The sequence below is a fragment of the Ruegeria sp. CDSB029 genome (assembly GCF_059611125.1).
This window is the reverse complement of sequence record NZ_JBXWOX010000005.1, coordinates 106,932-125,632: the sequence shown is the minus strand read 5'-3', so window position 1 is coordinate 125,632 and position 18,701 is coordinate 106,932. Positions and strand designations below refer to the sequence as shown.

Genomic DNA, 18,701 nt, shown 5'->3' with positions numbered 1-18,701 from the left:
GGATCAGGCCGCCTTGGCGGGTTTGCACCAATCTGGCAACCAATCGGCATGTGCCACCAACAGGTCACTAACCAAGCTGCGGATCTGACGCAGGTCCAGTTCAGCGGCCGTATGCGGGTCCATCATAGCGGCGTGGTAAATGTATTCTGGGTTCTGCTCAACCAATGCCCGCACGGTCAGTTCCTGCACGTTGATCTGGCTGCGCATCAGCGCGATCAGCTGGGGCGGAATATCTGTTACGACCGAAGGTTGGACACCGTTAGTGTCGACAAGGCAAGGTGTTTCGACAGCCGCGCCAAGGGGGAGTTGAGGGATCTGTCCAGTATTGGGCAGGTTCCCATACGCCACGTAGGGCGTATCAGTCACGATCGCATTCATCAGGTCAGCGGCGAACTCATGGCTTCGGATCACTTCAATATCACGCCCGTCAGTCAGGGTCTTTGCCTGTTCTTTCCAACTGGCGATCTGTTCCTCGCAACGGGTTGGGTATTCATCCAGAGGGATGCTGAACTGCTCAATCAGGTCCTGGCGGCCATCTTTGATGAACCATGGAACGTATTCCGCCAAGTGTTCTGAACTTTCCGTGCAGAAATAGCCCAGATGTTCCATCACCTCATACCGCACCTTGTTGGGGCAACGTGGCATCAAAAGCGGTGGTTTGGGAATTTGCCCGCCGGCATACCCTTGCCGCAATGCCGGGTAGAGGTCGCGCCCGTCATGCTCTAGCCTCAGGAAAAAGGCCACGTGGTTCACGCCTGCCACCTTGTAGCGGAACTCGTCCTTGGGCAGGTCCAGATCGTGAGCAAGTTCTTCAACGGTGTTTTGGACAGAGTGACACAGGCCGACATGTTTCAGCGCCGGGAAACGTTCTGCCAGCGCCCATGTGTTGATCGCCATCGGGTTCACGTATTGCAGCAGCGTTGCGTTTGGGCAGAGCTGCATCATGTCTTGTGCAACGTCCCACAACACAGGAACCGTGCGCAGGCCTCGCATGATGCCGCCGACGCCCAGGGTGTCAGCGATGGTCTGGCGCAGGCCGTATTGTTTGGGGATCTCGAAATCCGTCACCGTGCAGGGTTTGAAGCCACCGACCTGGAAGGCGGTGATGACGAAATCGGCGCCTTCAAGCGCGGCGCGCCGATCGGTATGCGTAGAGACAGATGCCCCTGTTCCGACAGAGCGGATCATCGCCCTGGCGACGGCCTCGCTTTCGGCAAGGCGCACGGGATCGATGTCCATCAACGCAAAGTGGCTGTCGGCCAGTGCAGGTGTCAGCAGGGCGTCGCCCACGATGTTCTGCATGAAGATCGTGGAACCCGCCCCGATAAAGGTGATCTTGGTCATGTGGCAAACCTTTGGTTTGACGTTATTTTACGGCACCGAGGGTCAGGCCCGCGATGAAGTGTTTCTGCATGAGGAAGAACATGGCCACCGGCGGCAGAGCCGCGACGATGGAGCCGGCACTCATTAATTGATAGGCCGCCCGAAATTGGGCGTTAAAACTGGTTATACCTGCTGTCACGGGTTGGCTTTCCGCACCCTGTGTCAGGACAACAGCCCAGAAGTAGTCGTTCCAGATGAAAGTGAAAATCAACACACTGAGGGCCGCGATCGCCGGTTTCATCAGCGGCAGGACCACGTACCAGAAAATGCGCCATTCACTGATGCCTTCGACGCGAGCCGCCTCGATCAGTTCGAAGGGCAGGGCGCGGATAAAGTTGCGCATGAACAACGTGCAAAAGCCCGTTTGGAAAGCAATGTGGAACAAAACAAGGCCGGTTTTGGTGTTGTAGAGACCCAGCTCTAGTGTCAGATCTCGCACAGGAACCATTAGGATCTGAAATGGTACGAAATTGCCGGCAACAAACATGAAAAAGATCCAGATGTTTGAGCGGAATTTATAGATCCCCAGTGCAAACCCGGTCATGCAACTAAGCGCAACGGCACCGATCACTGTTGGAATGGTGATCATGAACGAGTTCAGCAAATAGCGTGGCATGTCCGAGTTGAAGAATACCTGCCCATAGTTGTAGGCACCCTCGAAGCTGGACGGCATCCCCCAGTAGTTTGCGTTGGTAAAGTCGGCTGCCGGCTTGACCGAGAACAGCGCTACCGCCAACAGGGGGCCGAGCCACAGCAGCAGTGCCAGGGGCAGCATCGCCTGGTAGGTGATCTGAGCCCCGCGGGGTTGTTTTTCGATGGGTTTGGGAAACATCTTAATGCCCCCTTTCTTCGCGGTACATCGACCACAGGAAATAGGCGATGAAGCACAGCATGATCAGGAACAGGATCACCGCGATGGCGGCGCCATAACCCATGCGGAAGCCGTATTCTGATAGCGCGACTTCGAACATGTAATAGGCCAGCACACGGGACGAGCCGAACGGGCCACCCTGGGTCATGATCGAGATCAGATCGAAAGACCGAAGCGCGCCGATGATGGTGACAACGAAAGCAATGAAGGTGGCGGGGCGTAGTTGAGGCAGGATGATGTGCCACAGCATCCGCCCGCCTTTTGCACCGTCCAGACGTCCAGCCTCGATCTGTTCAGGATCCACAGCGTTCAGGCCAGTGAGATACAGGATCATGCAGTAGGCTGTTTGCGGCCAGAGACCAGCGAAGATGATGCCGTAGGTGACGAAACGTTCGTCCCCCAGCACGTTCAACGGGCCGAAGCCGAAGAGGCCGAGGAATTCGTTTAACAGGCCGAATGTCGGATCATAGAACCAGGTGAAAACGAGGCCAACGACAACTTGTGAGATTACGAAGGGGAAGAAGAACAGCGACTTATACAGCCGAATGCCCCAGACTGTCTGGTTCAGGAACAGTGCAATGAACAGGCCCGCAGGGATCGCCAGCAGGTACATGATCAACCAGATCAGGTTGTTCTTCAGTGAAATATAGAACGCGTCACGATCAACAAATTCCCAATACAGGTCTTCGTAGTTGCGAACGCCTACATACTCCGCTGCGCCGAGCCCATCCCATTCGTACAAAGACAGATTGAAGGATTGGAACACCGGAATGATCACATAGACCATGAAGAACAGCAGACCCGGGGCCAAAAATAGCCACGGCGCTATGCGCTGTTGATTTCTGTGGAACCAGCTTTCCTGTTCGGGGACATCGACGGCTGACATGTGCTCACTCGGATTTAGGTCAAAGGTGTAAGTCGGGTATGCACCCGCCTTACGCACGAAGTGGTGCAGGCCGGGCAGAAGCCCGGCCAGACCGGTTTAGTTCTCGTAGATGCGCTGACGTGCGCGTTCCAGTTTGGACAGGATACGGTCGGCATTATCCGGCTTGACCATGAATTCCTGGAAGCCTTCCATCGACACCTTCGCCATTTCCGCAGGTGCGTCACGATCCCAGAACTGGGCGACGCCGCCGGGGCTGTTGGCGGACAGCATCTCAAAGCCTTGCTGCAGGAACTTGTCTTCATCAACTGACGATTGGGCATTCACAGGCAGCTGGCCCAGGTTTGCGCCGTTGTTGATCTGAGTTTGCTCATCCGCGGAAACGGCAAAGCGCAGGAACTCACGTGCAGCTTCTTTATTCGAGGCGTTGGCCGGGATGTGGAAGGTATCCGTTGGCGCATCTTCCGCCAGTTCGACATCCGGGTTGATAGAAACGAATTGATAGAAGTCCAACTGGTCATCGGTCAGACCCGCTTCGCGCAGAGGCGCAACGGCAAAGTTACCCATCAGGTACGCGGCGGCTTCGCCGTTGACCATGAAGGGAAGGGCCTCTTGCCAGCTATAGGTTTGATGGTTGTCGACGAAAGCGCCCATGTCGATCAGCTGTTTCCAGTTGGCGAAGGTTTGCTTGACCCGGTCGTCTTCCCAGCTGATTTCGCCATTGGCAAGCTGGTTGTGGAAGTCGAACCCGTTGGTGCGCATGTTCAGGTAGTCGAACCAACCGCCAGCGGTCCACAGGAACTTAGTGCCGATTGTATAGCAGGCGCGACCGGAATCGACGATCTTCTGGCAGTTCGCCAGCTCTTCTTCCCAAGTCGTTGGCTCGGTCAGGCCCAGCTCGTCAAAGATGTCTTTGCGATAGTAAACGCCCCACTGATAGTAGGTATAGGGGACGCCCCACTGCTTGCCGTCGATGGTCATTGCACCCTTGGTCGACGCCAGGTTCTCGGCGATCTCAGGCTCGGCCCATAGGTCCGACACATCCTCGAACAAGCCAGCCTCGACATAAGGCTTCATGCGGTTTGCCGCATACCACGTCGCCACGTCCGGCGTATCCGCAGTCAGGAAGTTGCGGATCTGGGTCTTGTACGCCTCGCGGTCGATTACCGTGATTTCGATCTCCAGACCCGGATGCTGTTCCGCGAATCGGTCGATCATTGCCTCCATCGTCGCGCGCGGCGCCGGGTTGGAGGTATCGAGAAAGATTCGCAGCTCGCCGGTCAGTTCGGCGGCAACAGGTGCCGCAAGTGCGACACTGGCTGCCAAAGCGGCGGCAGTGCGCTTGTACATGGAATGCATGGTTTCCTCCCTTAGCTTCCATTTTATGTCTTTGTGGTTCCAAATAATGAAACCATGTTTTATATATTGAAAACTACACATCGACTCGGTTAGTCTTGTCAAGACCCTCGTGTCGATTGCGATGGGTTAATGGGAGGAGAACAGGCACCCGTGGCTGGTGACGGAACAATAGGAAAAGCATGTGATGTGCTGGATCAGGTGGCGGCGTTCGCGCGTCCGGTCCGATTCGCAGAGCTGTTGGAAAGCAGCAATTTCCCCAAGGCGACCCTGTATCGGTTCCTGCAAACGCTGACCAATCAGGGAATGCTGTCGTATGATCCGGACCGACAGACATATACGCCCGGGTTGCGATTGGTTCGGCTGGCTCATGCAGCGTGGACACAAAGCTCGCTCGCGCCGATTGCGCGACCGTTTCTGGACGCATTGAGCCGGGAAACCGGGGAAACGGTGCATCTGGCGCAGCTCGATTCAAATCAGGTGCTGTATGTGGATAAACGCAATGCGGCCCAACCGATTGAGATGTATTCGCAGGCTGGCAAAGTCGGTCCGGCCTATTGCACGGGCGTGGGTAAAGCCATGATGGCGTTTCTGGATGAGGCCGCGCTGGACCGCGCCGCGTCTCAGCAAAGCTACCACCGCTTTACCGACAAAACACTGTCATCCGAGGCGGCGTTGCGCGCTGATCTCGACCTGATCCGCAGTCGTGGCTATGCCGTTGATGACGAAGAGCATGAGCCCGGCATCATCTGCATTGCCTGTCCAATCCTCACCTCGGGCGGGCGGATGTTGGGGGCGATTTCCGTGACCGGATCGACCGAACGGATGAATTTCGACCAATTGGAAACCTGGGTTCCCCGTGTTCGCCGTGTGGCCGAACAAATCGGAGCCGAAGCACAGGCCTGGCGGTTCCCCGAGACCCGCCCGAGCGCCGAAACAAACAGGATGCAAGCGACATGACAGGTGTGACTCTGAACCAGGCGATCAAGCGGTATGGCGAGACGCAGGTTATTCACGGCATTGATCTGGAGATCGAAGATGGAGAGTTCTGTGTCTTCGTCGGCCCTTCGGGCTGTGGTAAATCCACTTTGCTGCGGATGATAGCGGGCCTTGAGGAAACGACCGAAGGGCAAGTCCATATCGGCGCACGCGACGTGACCCATATGGATCCGGCCAAGCGCGGCGTGGCCATGGTGTTCCAGACCTATGCCCTTTATCCGCACATGACCGTGGCCGAGAATATGGGCTTTGGATTGCGCATGAATGGTGTACCCAAGTCCGAGATCAACAAGAAAGTGCAAGACGCCTCGAACATCCTCAAGTTGGATCAATACCTTAAGCGCAAACCCAAGGCCTTGTCCGGCGGGCAACGCCAGCGTGTCGCCATCGGGCGTGCCATCGTGCGGGGCCCCGAGGTGTTTTTATTCGACGAACCTCTGTCCAACCTTGATGCGGAACTGCGCGTAGAAATGCGAGTCGAGATTGCGCGACTGCACAATGAAATTGGCGCGACCATGATCTATGTGACCCACGATCAGGTCGAAGCGATGACAATGGCCGACAAGATCGTGGTGCTGCGCGATGGCCGGATCGAGCAGGTCGGCGCGCCAATGGACTTGTATCGGGACCCGGACAATCGGTTTGTAGCGGGGTTCATCGGATCGCCTGCAATGAACTTCCTTGATTGCGATATTGTCGATGGGAAGGTCTCGCACCCGGCCCTTAGTGAACCGTTGGATGTGCCTGTAAACGTACCGGCTGGGATGAACAAAGTGACTCTTGGCATACGTCCGGAGCACATCACAGTGGACCGGGCAGGCGACACTTGCACGGTTGATCTGACCGAAGCGCTTGGCGGCGTGAGCTACACGTATCTGCTGACGCCCAATGGCGATAAGCTGATTGTCGAGGAACGAGAAGATCAGCGCAGCAAGCAAGGTGAGCGCATCGGGCTGTCAGTGCGGCCGGAACGCGCGATGCTATTTGATCCCGAAACAGGTCACCGGCTTCGTTGAAAATTCATTTTGTAATTTGAACGCGCCCGATCATCGATCCGGCGCGTTTTCAATTTTTCTGGATTTTGTATCCAATATCCGTTATGGCGATTCCAAAAGCGTGTGTAAACGCCCAGCCATCGAGGAATTTACCAATGTCGACCAATGTGTTCACCGGCACGATGCCCGCTCTGATGACGCCATGCAAACCCGATCGGACGCCTGACTTTGATGCCTTGGTGCACAAAGGAAAGCAGATGATCGGGGCGGGTATGTCGGCGGTGGTCTACTGCGGTTCGATGGGGGATTGGCCCTTGTTGACAGATGCGCAGCGGATGGAAGGTGTCGAGCGTTTGGTCGATGCGGGTTTGCCCGTTGTGGTGGGGACCGGCGCCATCAACACCAAGTCTGCCGTAGCCCATGCAGCCCATGCGCAAAAAGTAGGCGCCGTTGGCCTGATGGTCATTCCACGCGTTCTGTCTCGCGGCAGTTCACCTGCCGCACAGAAGAACCATTTCAAAGCGATCTTGACAGCCGCCCCCGATGTTCCGGCAATCATCTACAACAGTCCGTATTATGGCTTTGCTACGCGGGCCGATCTGTTCTTTGCTCTGCGCGCGGAACATTCAAACCTGATCGGATTCAAGGAGTTCGGTGGCAAAGACGACCTGCGCTATGCGGCTGAAAACATCACCAGTCAGGATGATCAGGTCACCCTAATGGTTGGTGTTGATACCGAGGTTTACCACGGTTTCGTAAATTGCGGTGCAACCGGATCGATCACGGGAATAGGCACAGCCTTGCCGCGCGAAGCATTGCTGCTGGCCGCCCTGTCCAAAAAGGCGGCGCAAGGCCATGCCGAGGCCCGCCAACGTGCGCAGGAACTCACAGAGGCGATTCAAGTGCTTTCCAGATTTGACGAAGGCCCGGATTTGGTGCTGTACTACAAGCACTTGCTGGTCCTGAACGGGGAGCAGGAATACCGTCTGCACTTTAACGAAACGGATGAACTGACCGATGCACAGCGTAATTATTGCGAGCAGCAATATGATCTGTTCCAAACATGGTTCGCCGATTGGTCGAGGCAGGGTGGGGTGATCGCTGAATGCATGTGATCGACAGTCACACAGGCGGTGAACCGACGCGCGTCATTCTGGATGGCGCGCCGGGACTTGGATCCGGGTCTTTGACTGAGCGGGCAAGTCGCCTAGCGACCGAACATGAGGCGTTCTATCGCTCGGTCATGTTAGAGCCGCGCGGTCAGCCAGCCATGGTCGCTGCGTTACTGGTCGAGCCGGTTGATCCGACATGCGTGACCGGTGTGATCTATTTCGATGTCGACGCCGTTTTGGGCATGTGTGGGCACGGAACCATCGGTTTGGCGGTCACATTGGCTCATCTGGGACGAATCGACGTAGGCCAACACCGGATCGAAACGCCCGCTGGTGTAGTGACGGTCAAGTTGCACGATGCAAACACCGTTACCGTGACCAACATTGAAAGCCGCAGGGTTCATCAGGACATTACCCTGGATGTCGCGGGCTATGGCCATGTCACAGGCGACGTTGCATATGGCGGCAACTGGTTCTTCATCGTTGACCCCAGCCCGATCCCGGTCGAGCCCGTGAACATTCGTAACCTAACGGACATGTCGATCGCCATCCGCGCAGCCTCGATCGCGCAAGGGGCTGGTGGAGAAAATGGCGAACCGATTGACCATGTCATCTTACAGGAATCTTCACCGGACCCGGCGGTACACAGTCGCAATTTCGTTCTGTGCCCCGATGACAATTACGACCGCTCACCATGTGGAACGGGCAGTTCGGCTCGGCTGGCCTGTCTGGCGGCCGACGGCCGTTTGGCGCCGAGTCAGGAGATCATCCAGCAAAGCGTGATTGGCAGTTCCTATCAATTGTCTTACCAGCCCGGGCCAAACGGGGGTGTTATCCCCTCGATCACCGGGCAGGCCTTTATCATGGCTGAGGCCACGTTGTTGTTCGACGAACACGATCCTTTCAAAGCCGGGATCGAAACATGACCCCACAAGTCGTTGTCATCGGTGCCGGAGTAATTGGGATTACGACCGCGCTCGAACTGCAACGACGCGGCCATTCCGTCCTTGTATTGGACCGTAAGGGCGTCGCGGCCGAAACATCAGCCGGCAACGCCGGTGCCTTTGCCTTTTCTGAGGTCGAACCACTAGCCACGCCCGGCATCATGGGAAAAGCTCCAAAGTGGTTGTTGGATCCGTTGGGCCCACTGTCTATCCCGCCGGCCTACGCCTTGAAAATTGCACCGTGGATGTACCGGTTTTGGCGGGCCAGTCGACCGGATCGCTATGAAAACTTACTCGGCGCACAAGCCAGTTTGATGGCGTTATCCAAAACTACGCTTGAACAGCTGATACCAAACGTCGACGCCGAATACTTGTTGCAACGCGATGGGCAGATACAGTTGTATGAAGGCGAGGCTGAATATCGCGCCAGTTTGCCGACATGGAACTTGCGCCGCGAACACGGGATCGAATTTGAACTGCTTGAAAGCCCGGCCGCGATTGCTGAGATGCAGCCGGGCCTCAGCCCTCGGTTCACCCATGCGGGGTTTACACCGAACTGGCTGAACACTGTTGATCCGAAGCGATGGGTCGAACATCTTGCTGAGGTTTTTCAGGGTCGCGGCGGTCAGATTGAACGGAAAGATATCCGAACGCTGTTACCGCTGGAAAATGGTGTGCGCGTCGCATGCGCGAACGGAACAATTGATGCGGCCAAAGTGGTGATTGCCGCGGGTGCTTGGTCTCATCACATAGCGCAAACATTGGGCGATCGCATCCCACTGGAAACCGAGCGTGGATACAATACGACTTTGCCGGAAGGCGCATTTGATTTGCGTATGCACCTAACATTCTCGCGCCACGGTTTTGTTGCCAGCAAGATCAACGGCGGCGTGCGCGTAGGGGGGGCGGTCGAACTGGGTGGATTAACCTTGCCGCCTAACTTCAAGCGCGCCGATATTTTGTTGGAAAAGGCGGCGGCGTTCCTGCCTGGATTAAAAACCGAAGGTGGCACGCAATGGATGGGGTTTCGTCCATCCTTGCCGGACAGCATTCCGGTGATCGGCGCGTCTCGTAAATCGGTGGATGTCATTTACGCCTTTGGGCACGGGCATTTGGGTCTGACCCAATCTGCGGGAACTGCGGAACTCGTCGGGGCGCTGGTCGATGGGCAAGACCCACCAATATCATTGTCGCCTTACGCCGCCACCCGGTTTTGAGGAGGGGATATGCGCAGTATCAAGACCATTCATGTCGTGTCGGCCCATGCCGAAGGCGAGGTCGGCGATGTTATAGTTGGCGGCGTCTCACCGCCGCCGGGTGACACGATCTGGGAACAACGAACGCATATTGCCAACGATCAGACGCTAAGAAACTTCGTACTGAACGAACCGAGAGGCGGTGTATTTCGGCACGTCAATCTTCTGGTTCCGCCCAAACACCCGGATGCCGACGCCGCCTTTATCATCATGGAGCCCGAGGACACTCCGCCAATGTCCGGCTCAAACTCAATCTGTGTTGCGACGGTTTTGCTGGATAGCGGGATCATCCCGATGCAAGAGCCTGAAACCAATCTGACGCTCGAAGCGCCCGGAGGCCTGGTTCGCGTGCGCGCTGAATGCCGAGACGGTAAGGCAGAACGGATCCACGTGCAAAACCTTCCCAGTTTTGCGGGTAAGCTCTCTGTCCCGTTAGAGGTTCCGGGTTTGGGCACGCTGACTGTTGATACGGCTTTTGGAGGCGACAGTTTCGTGGTTGTAGATGCCGCTAAGCTGGGGTTTGACATAACCCAAGACGAAGCCCGTGAAATCGCCCGGACCGGCGTTGAAATTACGAATGCCGCCAACGCGCAATTGGGGTTTTCGCATCCCGAGAATCCGGATTGGCCCCACATTTCCTTTTGCGCTTTTTGTGGCCCGCTTGAAAAAACACCGACTGGTTGGCGCGGTAAATCTGCTGTTGCCATCCAGCCCGGAAAGGTAGACCGCTCGCCCACTGGCACAGCGGTATCTGCGCGCATGGCGCTAATGGCGGCCAAAGGGCAGATGACGGTCGGGCGAACCTTCGAGGCCGTCTCGATCATCGGCTCGCGCTTTACTGGGCGCATTGTTCGCGAGACTCATGTTGGCGCCCAACCTGCTATCATCCCAGAAATCAGCGGGCGCGGCTGGATCACCGGAACCCATCAGCACATGCTTGATCCAGACGACCCCTGGCCGGGTGGGTATCGGTTGAGTGACACTTGGGGCGTTTGATCAAACTCTGCGATTGCACTTGTGTCTTTTCCGTTTCATTACAGAAATTTGGCGACGCGTTTCCTTGAGTATAGGTTCTGGATTGCCACCTTAAGGTGAGTGCTTTGAACAGATTGGAGGTGTAATGCACATTCGTCTTGCCGTCCTGGCTGTTGTGATCGCCACGTTGTTGCTGTCCTTCAATTCACCATCAAAATCTGGACCAAACTACACGCAGCTGGCCCAGTAATGCCTTGGCAACAAAGGCGGCATGGCAAATGTGGTTGCGGCCTGCACAACTTTGATGAATGGCGTGGATGTTACCCCAAAAAAACCGGAGCACGCTGCTGAGATCTCGTGGTTGGGCGTACTACAGCGGCAAACAGTACGAAAAGGCAATTTCGGACTATAGCAGTGCTTTGGCTCTCGCTCTCGACGACCCACATTCAACTTTGTGGCGTGCTATTGCCTATCACGCGACGGGCGATGTCCAATCTGCTGAAACAGCGTATGAAAAAGCTCTGTCGCTTGCCCCAAGCAGCACTGAGGCATTGTTTCACAAGGCCCAGTTCGACTGGGATCAAGGAAACACATCTGCCGCTATTCATGGTTTTGAGAAGGTTCTGGATCTCGACCCGAGTCATGCGGGGAGCGGGAACCTCGGTTCCACGCGAGGCGGACGCTGGTTCTGTTGAGCATTTGGACACCGCAATTGAAGATCACGTGAACCAAATTGCAAACGAAGGCGGGTTCAAGGCGTTTTGGACCGGCAAAAAGCTGGATCAATAACTACCCGCAAAATTACTGATCAATAGTTATACCCATGGTCCAATCCGTAAATCTGACTACCCGTGGCAATATGCGCGCGCTTTAGATGATTGATCCCAGGCCCTTCCTGATTTATGGGAGGCCCTGTCAAATCAGAGTCACCGTCGGGGCGGTAGGAGAAACGCGCCCCACCTACGCCACGCAAAAGTGGAACACTCTTGGATCGCACGCCCCGAAAGGTTTAAAAAAGGTAAAAGAATATGGCAGATAACTCGAACTTCGACATATTGTATACCATTGTAGACGAAGCGCCCGAACTGGCCAGCGCCTCGTTTCTGCCCATCATTCGCAAGTTTGCTAGTGCCGCAGGTGTCAGTGTCGGTACCAAGGATATTTCATTGGCCGGTCGTATTCTCTCGACCTTTCCGGAAAAACTGACTGACGCACAGCGCACCACCGACGATTTGGCCGCATTGGGCGAGCTGGTGAAAACGCCGGACGCCAACGTGATCAAACTTCCCAACATCTCGGCATCGGTCCCGCAACTTATAGCGGCCGTCGAAGAACTGCAGTCACAAGGCTACGACATCCCGAGCTACCCCGAAGAGCCATCGACCGATGAGGAAAAGGCGATCCGTGCGCGTTACGACGCTATCAAAGGCTCGGCCGTGAACCCGGTTCTGCGCGAAGGTAACTCGGATCGTCGCGCGGCGCGTGCGGTGAAGAACTATGCTCAGAAGAACCCGCATTCGATGGGGGAGTGGGCGTCGGACAGCAAAACCAAAGTGTCGTCGATGTCTGGCAATGATTTCTATGCCAACGAGAAGTCCGCCACCATTACCGCCGCTCAGGCCGGTGATGCCAAGATCGAATTTGTCGGCAAAGACGGCAGCGTCACTGTCCTGAAAGACGCCTGGCCACTGGCCGAGGGCACCGTTGCAGACGCCACATTCATGTCCGTCAAGGCGCTGTCATCCTTCCTGACAGATGCGATTGAGGACACAAAGAAAGACGGAACGATGTTCTCGCTGCACATGAAAGCCACGATGATGAAGGTCTCGGACCCAATCATCTTTGGCTATGCTGTCAAAGCGTGGCTGGCTCCGGTGTTCGAGAAATTTGGCGCAGAGCTGGACGCATTGGGAGTGAACCCAAACTCGGGTCTGGGCGATTTGCTGGAACGCGTTCAGGACAATGCCGAAATCATGGCGGCAATTGACGCGATCAAGGCTGATCGCCCGTCCATGTATATGGTCGACAGTGACAAAGGCATTACCAACCTGCACGTGCCGTCGGACGTGATCATCGATGCCTCGATGCCTGCCGTAATCCGTGCAGGCGGCAAAGGCTGGGACGAGGCCGGTGCCAAGGGCGACACCAACTGTGTGATCCCTGACCGCTGCTATGCATCGGTTTATGATGAGAGCATCAACTTTTTCAAAGTCAATGGCGCGCTGAACCCAGCCACTGTCGGTGCTGTCGCCAACGTCGGCCTGATGGCGCAAAAAGCGGAAGAATACGGTTCGCACCCGACGACGTTCCAAGCGCCGGCCGACGGCACCATCCGTATCGTTCTGGCCAATGGCGAAAGGTTGCATTCACACGACGTTGAAAAGGGCGACATTTGGCGTGCCTGCACTGTGAAGAAAGCTCCGATCGAAAACTGGATCCAGTTGGCCATGGACCGTCAGCGCCTGACCGGATCCGAAGCGATCTTTTGGCTGGACGCAAACCGCGCTCACGATGCGGAATTGATCAAATACGTCAAACCGGCGCTTGAGGCGGCTGGGGTTGCCGACAAGTTCCTGATTATGCCTCCGCGCGAGGCGACCCGCCAGTCGTTGGAAACCATCACGGCAGGTAAGGACAGCATCGCAATCACGGGCAACGTTTTGCGCGACTACCTGACTGACCTGTTCCCGATTCTGGAACTGGGCACGTCGGCCAAGATGCTGTCGATTGTAAAGCTGATGAATGGCGGTGGTCTGTTCGAAACTGGTGCGGGTGGGTCCGCTCCGAAACACGTGCAGCAATTGGTCGAGGAAAACCACCTGCGCTGGGACTCGATGGGTGAATTCTGTGCTTTGGGTGAATCGCTGAACTTCCTGGCCGACAACAAAGGCAACGCCAAAGCGGGTGTTTTAGGTGCTGCGGCCGAAGCGGCCACGCAAGGCATCCTGGACAACAATAAATCCCCCAGCCGTAAAGTTGGACAGCCGGACAACCGCGACAGCCACTACTGGTTCGCGCGTTATTGGGCCGAAGCCCTTGCCGCGCAGTCCGATGATGCTGAATTGGCAGCAGAATTTGCGCCGATTGCAAAAGAGCTGGCGGACAACGAAGGCAAGATCCTGTCTGAATTGGCGACCGTTCAGGGTGCTGCGGCGGATCTCGGTGGATATTACCACACCGATCCTGCGAAGACCGCAGCGGTAATGCGCCCCAGCGCAACACTGAACGCGATCATCGGCTGATAAACAGTACCCACGCTTTGCGGCGTGGGTATTTTTGGATTGATGAGATCAATAGAAAAAAGGGGCGACCCCCAAAGTCGCCCCTTTTTTGAGTGAGTGGTCAGGCCGAAGCCTCACCGGTGCAGTTGATTTCATGTTAACCAATCCACAATTCTTGGAAATTAGGGGATTCCCGTAACCTTCGAGTTTTAAGGTCCAAACTTCTCATAAATTCCGATAAAAAATGAAAAAGGGCCGGTCAGAAGACCGGCCCAAGGCGTTCGGATTTCCGAATTATCAGTTGGAAGCTGCCATCAGTTTTTCGTTGTGTTCACGCAATGTGTCCGAGACAACGGCGTACCATTCACCGGATTCACGCATCTCGTTCAGACCTTTGTTCAGCATCGCCAAATACTGCTTGCCGAATGGATTGCTGCGGTGGCTGATGAAGCGCAGCGACGACAGCGAGGTGACGAAGGGGTTCTCGATCAGGTCGTTCTGGTTCAGGCCCATTTCTACCATGGTGTCCGAGAACAATTGAACTTCGAAAGTAGCGACATCTGCGGTGCCGGTCAGAACGGCGTCAAGGCATTCGCGCGCCGTGATCGGCTGCATCAGCGTCATGGTATCGCCGTTGTGCAGGCCTTCCTGCTCCATGTCATGGATGAACCAGCCGTCCATACGGCAGATTGTGGAACCCTGAAGCTCATCGAAAGTAGTGGCGCTTGCGTACTGGCTTTCCGGCAGCGTGTAGAAGCCAACGACAATATCATAAACCGGAACCGACGAGTCGAACTGAGTGCAACGCACTTCGGTTTCCCAGGACCATTCGTATGTGCGGTTGGTGCAGTCCGGCATGTTCCAGGCCATCGAGACGTCGAACGCCCCCAGCGGCAGCAGTGTTTCCAAGTGCGAATTCCAGTCATCCACGAAGCTGACCGAGTAGTCGCGTGCGTTGCCGCCACGCTGCAGCGCGGTTGTGCCCAGACGAGTGATCGCGCCACCACCATTCAGTGATTCATCAGCGAAAGGTGCCCAACCGTTGCCGGTGACCAGCTTGATCGGCGGCTGATAAACGCTGGAGCGTTGCACGCTCGCAGCCCGCTGTTCTTCCGCCGCGATGATTTCCTGGGCGGTCTGACCGTTCGGCAGGCTACCGTCTTCGCAGGGCAGGGCCAGAACCAGGCCCGGCGCAAGCGCGTTCGGGTTGGTGATGACGTTACGGTTCGCGTTGAAGATCGGCTGATAGTTCGATGTGCCGTAAGCTGCGATCGCGATAGTTGCCATCGTGTCGCCATCGGCAACGGTATAGTTGGTACAAGCTTCCTGCGCAGCCGCGGCGCCGGCGCTCAGAGCGGTGACGGCGGTGGCCGACATTACAACTTTCTTAAGGTTGAATTCAAACATTTCCACTTCCTCTAGACTTTTCTTATAGTTAGGCCAAAAGGGGCCTTAACCGTTTTCCATTTGATGACGCAGAGCGGCTGCCACGATGTCTCGCCACTCTCCGGATTGCTGCATGATCGCCAGACCCTGATTGAGCGTCTCAAGGATCGTTTCCCCATCCGGATTGTCTTTGTGGGTCATGACGTTAAGCGACTTGATAGCCGCCAGATTGGGGTTCTCGATGATACGGTGTTCATAGCCCAGACGTCCGATTGCCTCGACAGCCAGGTGGGCCTCGATCGCAACGATATCGGCCGTCCCGTTCATAAGCGCGTGAAAGCAGTCATCGGGTGAAACCGGACGCAAAAGCGAGATTGCCGGTTCGTACAATCCAACCGTATCCATGTGCGACAGAGACCAGCCTTCCGGGCGACAGATGGTTGTCCCGGCGAAGTCGGCATAGGTCAGCGTTTGCTCGTAGCCCGAGCCGTCGCGGGCAAAGAACGTGTCCACAACTTCGTAGAATGGGTTAGAGAAGTTGTATGTATCACACCGCGCGCGATCTTTTTCAGAAAGCGCCCCGGCCTCTTCGCAGTTTGGACGCGACCAGGGGAAGGTGGCATCGAACGCGAGTGTCGGCATCAGAAGGTCCAGATGCGAGGACCAGTCGTTGACGAACTGGATTTTATAGGACTGTTCGGGCGCGGCGCGCAGCATCGCTGTTTCGACAAGGTAGGTGTAGAGCCCGCGATTGGGCAGCGCCTCGTCGGTGAACGGCGCATAGTCACCGCCAGTGATAAGCAACAACTGACGGTCACGGATTTCCGGGCGTTCGCCGGCATCTGCATTACGGATCAGCGCTGCGGCTTCTGCCCGGGCGGCTTCGATCTCGTCCTTGGCTGCCGCTTTTGCGGCGATCACTGCATCTTCGCTTGCCTTTTTGGCTTCTGCTTCGGCATCGGCAACGCGGGCTTCCGCCTCGGCGATGGCTTTCGCCGCGCGATCCTCGGCGGCCTTGACCAGCTCGGCTGCCATTTCCGCGGCCATTGCCTCGGCTTCGGTCTGCGGAGCGGCCGGGGCACGGCCGATCTCTTCCAGACAAGGCATGGTCAGAACGTCACCCACCCGGATGATGTTCGGGTTGTTGCCGATCACGTCCCGGTTTGCATCGTAAATGATACGAAAGTCTTCGGTCGAATACACTTCGATCGTAAGCTCTCGCAGGCTGTCGCCGCGTTGGATTTCGTAGGTTGAGCACGCCTGTTGCGCCGAGGCAGTGCCCGCTGCGGCAGCAAGTGCCAGGCTTGATATGATCAGATGGTTTCTCATGGGTCCTGTTGCTTTGCCTTGTTTAGTTTTTTGTAAGTTTGACAACACCGATTGAGATGTTGTCCTGATCCGGGTCGCCCTTAGCGTTCAGCGCGGCCTGCAGCGCCCCGGCTATGTCTTGTGCAAGCCCGCTGGCATTGGATTGAAGAATGGCCTGAATTTCTGCGTTGCTGAGATATTGCAGGCCGTCGCTTCCCAGAACCAAAACATCCGAAGGTGTCAGGTCCAACGGGGTTTCCGGGCAATCGACCTTTGGAATTGCAGCACCCATGATGACCGAAGTCAGTTGGTTGCGGTCAGGATGCGCCAGCGCTTCGGCTTCGGTCAAAGTGCCTTCGGCCATTTGCGCATCAATCATGGGTGCCATCGAGTGATCTTCGTTGATCTGCGACAGCTCTCCGTCCCGGAATAAGTATAGTGGACTGTCGCCGATCGAAATCCAGAACAGCCGTTGGCCCAGCAACAAAGTGCCCAACATGGTCGAACCCATGTTGAATCCAGCCTCTTGTTCCTCGGAATAGCGGGCGATGGAGGCATTGGCCTGCATCGCCGCCAGGGGCAACGCGTCGATCAATGCGGACTCGGGTGTTGTTGTACCTTCAAGCTCAGCATCTAACGCGTCACGCCAGGCCTGGATCACAAGGTCAGAGGCGACTTCGCCCGCCGCATGCCCGCCCATGCCGTCAGCGACGACGACATAGCTTGCGTTCGCCGCATCGAACATGCGCGAGGCAACCGCGTCCTCCTGCGTGTCACGCTGGCCCTTGTCCAGGATCAGCGCAATATCATATGCCGGTGTCGCCAGCATCTATCAGGAATCCCGCCAGTCAAAGCCATCGTCACAGAAGGCGGCAAAGCGGATTGAGGTTTCACTGATGCGGATCAGGTCCCCGCTGGACAGTGGGACGGTGCTGAGGACCGGCTTGCCGTTCAGGCGCACCAGGTTGGCCTTGCCGCCGTGTCCCAAGTAACATTTGCGGTCCTCGGGATCATAGGCAATCACCGCATGGTTGCTGCGGGAAATACCAGTGTCTCCAAAGTCCAGTTGAATGGCCTGATCGTCATTGCGTCCAATCTGCATCAAGCCCTCGGTCAGCGTTACGCTTGCACCCCGACCCGGACCGCCAGTGATGACCAGCCAACCAACCGGGAAAGACTGTTCGGCATTGTCGGTTTTGGCTGCAGGTTCTGCTGTCTCAATGAGGTCCTGCACATGTGTATCGGCGCGTTCGAAACCCAGGAAGGTTGTCTTGACGCGACCACGACGATCTTCGGCAGCCGCGGGTTGCGGAACCGGTGCAACCTCAACCAGTGGTTCTTCGGCGACCGGTGTTTCTGCAACCGGTTCTGCGGCGGGTTCGTCAGCGACAACCTCGATAATCTGTTCCGGCTCGGGGTCCACGACTTGAACTACCTCGTGCTCGACAACCTCTTCAGTGATCGCTTCGACCTCTTCTTCAACTGCCGAGTGCAGCGTCAACACGGTCTCTGCTTCGGGCGTGGGTGCCTCGTCCGCCACGTCCTGAACTTCCACGTCCTGAACTTCTGCGATAACTTCAGCGACGACGATTTCATCCTCAGCCTCAGTTGTGTCCAGCGCGCCTTCCTCAGAGAAATCTGGCATTTTCTCTTCGGGTACCAACTCATCGGTTTCTTCGTAGCTGTCCGAGGTCATATTGCCGCCTGCCAGCGCTTCGCGCAGGGCATTGAAATCGGCGATTGGTTCGGTCTTTTCCGCCTCTGGCGTTACAGCTTCCTCGGCTTCGTTCTCTTTCGGTTTGCCGGCACCTTCGAGAAGCCGGCTAAGAGGGCTTTTGTATTTGAACATGGTGTCGACACCTTTATTTCTTGGCACAGGACAACGGTCCCATGGGGCTGCTTCTTACCTCTGTGCGCGGTTGCACAACGGCATGGATAGTTGCGATAACAAGTCACTTTCTACTTCCGCGACGGGCCGGTTCCCGTCAGGGGTGCCGAATTTGACACAACCC

Annotated in this window: 16 protein-coding genes; 8 read left to right on the top strand and 8 right to left on the bottom strand. The window is 56.4% G+C overall.

The window, feature by feature from the left end:
- Nucleotides 1–3: 3 nt before the first annotated feature.
- From AC2FI8_RS07975 to AC2FI8_RS07960, 4 genes are all read right to left on the bottom strand, one after another.
- Nucleotides 4–1,344: an alpha-glucosidase/alpha-galactosidase gene (locus AC2FI8_RS07975; protein WP_496778301.1), complete on the bottom strand. Its 1,341-nt coding sequence runs from the start codon at nt 1,342–1,344 to the stop codon at nt 4–6.
- Between the two features lie 22 nt (nt 1,345–1,366).
- A complete protein-coding gene (locus AC2FI8_RS07970; protein WP_058271994.1) occupies nt 1,367–2,215 on the bottom strand; it encodes a carbohydrate ABC transporter permease in 849 nt (282 codons plus the stop codon).
- Between the two features lies 1 nt (nt 2,216).
- A complete protein-coding gene (locus AC2FI8_RS07965) occupies nt 2,217–3,140 on the bottom strand; it encodes a carbohydrate ABC transporter permease (protein WP_170559897.1) in 924 nt (307 codons plus the stop codon).
- A 96-nt stretch (nt 3,141–3,236) separates the two neighbouring features.
- The gene (locus tag AC2FI8_RS07960; RefSeq protein ID WP_496778299.1) at nt 3,237–4,496 is read right to left on the bottom strand and encodes an ABC transporter substrate-binding protein; all 1,260 of its coding nucleotides are present in this window, start codon (nt 4,494–4,496) and stop codon (nt 3,237–3,239) included.
- 150 nt (nt 4,497–4,646) lie between these two features.
- Here AC2FI8_RS07960 and AC2FI8_RS07955 point away from each other — a divergent pair, with 150 nt between their 5' ends.
- The 8 genes from AC2FI8_RS07955 to AC2FI8_RS07920 all read left to right on the top strand — a co-directional run bounded on the left by AC2FI8_RS07955 (nt 4,647) and on the right by AC2FI8_RS07920 (nt 14,016).
- The gene (locus AC2FI8_RS07955) at nt 4,647–5,453 is read left to right on the top strand and encodes an IclR family transcriptional regulator (RefSeq protein WP_496778297.1); all 807 of its coding nucleotides are present in this window, start codon (nt 4,647–4,649) and stop codon (nt 5,451–5,453) included.
- A complete protein-coding gene (locus AC2FI8_RS07950) occupies nt 5,450–6,508 on the top strand; it encodes an ABC transporter ATP-binding protein (protein ID WP_496766392.1) in 1,059 nt (352 codons plus the stop codon). Before AC2FI8_RS07955 ends, AC2FI8_RS07950 begins: the two co-directional genes overlap by 4 nt.
- 134 nt (nt 6,509–6,642) lie before the next feature.
- Complete coding sequence (locus AC2FI8_RS07945; RefSeq protein ID WP_496778295.1) at nt 6,643–7,602, top strand: dihydrodipicolinate synthase family protein; 960 nt, start codon at nt 6,643–6,645, stop codon at nt 7,600–7,602.
- Nucleotides 7,593–8,525, top strand: a complete 933-nt coding sequence (locus tag AC2FI8_RS07940) for a 4-hydroxyproline epimerase (RefSeq protein ID WP_496778293.1) — start codon at nt 7,593–7,595, stop codon at nt 8,523–8,525. The genes AC2FI8_RS07945 and AC2FI8_RS07940 overlap by 10 nt, the downstream gene beginning before the upstream one ends.
- Nucleotides 8,522–9,760 carry an NAD(P)/FAD-dependent oxidoreductase gene (locus AC2FI8_RS07935; protein ID WP_496778291.1) on the top strand — a complete coding sequence of 413 codons (1,239 nt, stop codon included), beginning with the start codon at nt 8,522–8,524 and terminating at the stop codon, nt 9,758–9,760. Before AC2FI8_RS07940 ends, AC2FI8_RS07935 begins: the two co-directional genes overlap by 4 nt.
- A 9-nt stretch (nt 9,761–9,769) precedes the next feature.
- On the top strand, nt 9,770–10,795 hold the full coding sequence (locus AC2FI8_RS07930) for a trans-3-hydroxy-L-proline dehydratase (protein WP_496778289.1): 1,026 nt from the start codon (nt 9,770–9,772) through the stop codon (nt 10,793–10,795).
- A 296-nt stretch (nt 10,796–11,091) separates the two neighbouring features.
- Complete coding sequence (locus AC2FI8_RS07925) at nt 11,092–11,469, top strand: tetratricopeptide repeat protein (protein ID WP_496778287.1); 378 nt, start codon at nt 11,092–11,094, stop codon at nt 11,467–11,469.
- 333 nt (nt 11,470–11,802) lie between these two features.
- The gene (locus tag AC2FI8_RS07920; RefSeq protein WP_496778285.1) at nt 11,803–14,016 is read left to right on the top strand and encodes an NADP-dependent isocitrate dehydrogenase; all 2,214 of its coding nucleotides are present in this window, start codon (nt 11,803–11,805) and stop codon (nt 14,014–14,016) included.
- 276 nt (nt 14,017–14,292) lie between these two features.
- Here the strand turns inward: AC2FI8_RS07920 and AC2FI8_RS07915 are convergent, their stop codons facing one another.
- The 4 genes from AC2FI8_RS07915 to AC2FI8_RS07900 are packed head-to-tail and all read right to left on the bottom strand — an operon-like array spanning nt 14,293 to nt 18,538.
- On the bottom strand, nt 14,293–15,402 hold the full coding sequence (locus tag AC2FI8_RS07915; protein ID WP_496724719.1) for a peptidoglycan-binding protein LysM: 1,110 nt from the start codon (nt 15,400–15,402) through the stop codon (nt 14,293–14,295).
- Nucleotides 15,403–15,447: 45 nt separating this feature from the next.
- A complete protein-coding gene (locus AC2FI8_RS07910; protein ID WP_496778283.1) occupies nt 15,448–16,710 on the bottom strand; it encodes a type 2 periplasmic-binding domain-containing protein in 1,263 nt (420 codons plus the stop codon).
- Between the two features lie 22 nt (nt 16,711–16,732).
- On the bottom strand, nt 16,733–17,518 hold the full coding sequence (locus AC2FI8_RS07905) for a PP2C family protein-serine/threonine phosphatase (protein ID WP_496766413.1): 786 nt from the start codon (nt 17,516–17,518) through the stop codon (nt 16,733–16,735).
- Nucleotides 17,519–17,521: 3 nt separating this feature from the next.
- Nucleotides 17,522–18,538 (bottom strand): FHA domain-containing protein, encoded by a 1,017-nt coding sequence (locus tag AC2FI8_RS07900; protein ID WP_496778281.1) that lies wholly within the window; start codon nt 18,536–18,538, stop codon nt 17,522–17,524.
- Nucleotides 18,539–18,701: the final 163 nt, after the last annotated feature.

Bases quoted from the DNA above. Each gene is read 5' to 3' on its own strand.
- AC2FI8_RS07975 (WP_496778301.1), bottom strand. From the start codon at position 1,344: ATGACCAAGATCACCTTTATCGGGGCGGGTTCCACGATCTTCATGCAG.
- AC2FI8_RS07970 (WP_058271994.1), bottom strand. From the start codon at position 2,215: ATGTTTCCCAAACCCATCGAAAAACAACCCCGCGGGGCTCAGATCACC.
- AC2FI8_RS07965 (WP_170559897.1), bottom strand. From the start codon at position 3,140: ATGTCAGCCGTCGATGTCCCCGAACAGGAAAGCTGGTTCCACAGAAAT.
- AC2FI8_RS07960 (WP_496778299.1), bottom strand. From the start codon at position 4,496: ATGCATTCCATGTACAAGCGCACTGCCGCCGCTTTGGCAGCCAGTGTC.
- AC2FI8_RS07950 (WP_496766392.1), top strand. From the start codon at position 5,450: ATGACAGGTGTGACTCTGAACCAGGCGATCAAGCGGTATGGCGAGACG.
- AC2FI8_RS07945 (WP_496778295.1), top strand. From the start codon at position 6,643: ATGTCGACCAATGTGTTCACCGGCACGATGCCCGCTCTGATGACGCCA.
- AC2FI8_RS07940 (WP_496778293.1), top strand. From the start codon at position 7,593: ATGCATGTGATCGACAGTCACACAGGCGGTGAACCGACGCGCGTCATT.
- AC2FI8_RS07935 (WP_496778291.1), top strand. From the start codon at position 8,522: ATGACCCCACAAGTCGTTGTCATCGGTGCCGGAGTAATTGGGATTACG.
- AC2FI8_RS07930 (WP_496778289.1), top strand. From the start codon at position 9,770: ATGCGCAGTATCAAGACCATTCATGTCGTGTCGGCCCATGCCGAAGGC.
- AC2FI8_RS07925 (WP_496778287.1), top strand. From the start codon at position 11,092: ATGTTACCCCAAAAAAACCGGAGCACGCTGCTGAGATCTCGTGGTTGG.
- AC2FI8_RS07920 (WP_496778285.1), top strand. From the start codon at position 11,803: ATGGCAGATAACTCGAACTTCGACATATTGTATACCATTGTAGACGAA.
- AC2FI8_RS07915 (WP_496724719.1), bottom strand. From the start codon at position 15,402: ATGTTTGAATTCAACCTTAAGAAAGTTGTAATGTCGGCCACCGCCGTC.
- AC2FI8_RS07910 (WP_496778283.1), bottom strand. From the start codon at position 16,710: ATGAGAAACCATCTGATCATATCAAGCCTGGCACTTGCTGCCGCAGCG.
- AC2FI8_RS07905 (WP_496766413.1), bottom strand. From the start codon at position 17,518: ATGCTGGCGACACCGGCATATGATATTGCGCTGATCCTGGACAAGGGC.
- AC2FI8_RS07900 (WP_496778281.1), bottom strand. From the start codon at position 18,538: ATGTTCAAATACAAAAGCCCTCTTAGCCGGCTTCTCGAAGGTGCCGGC.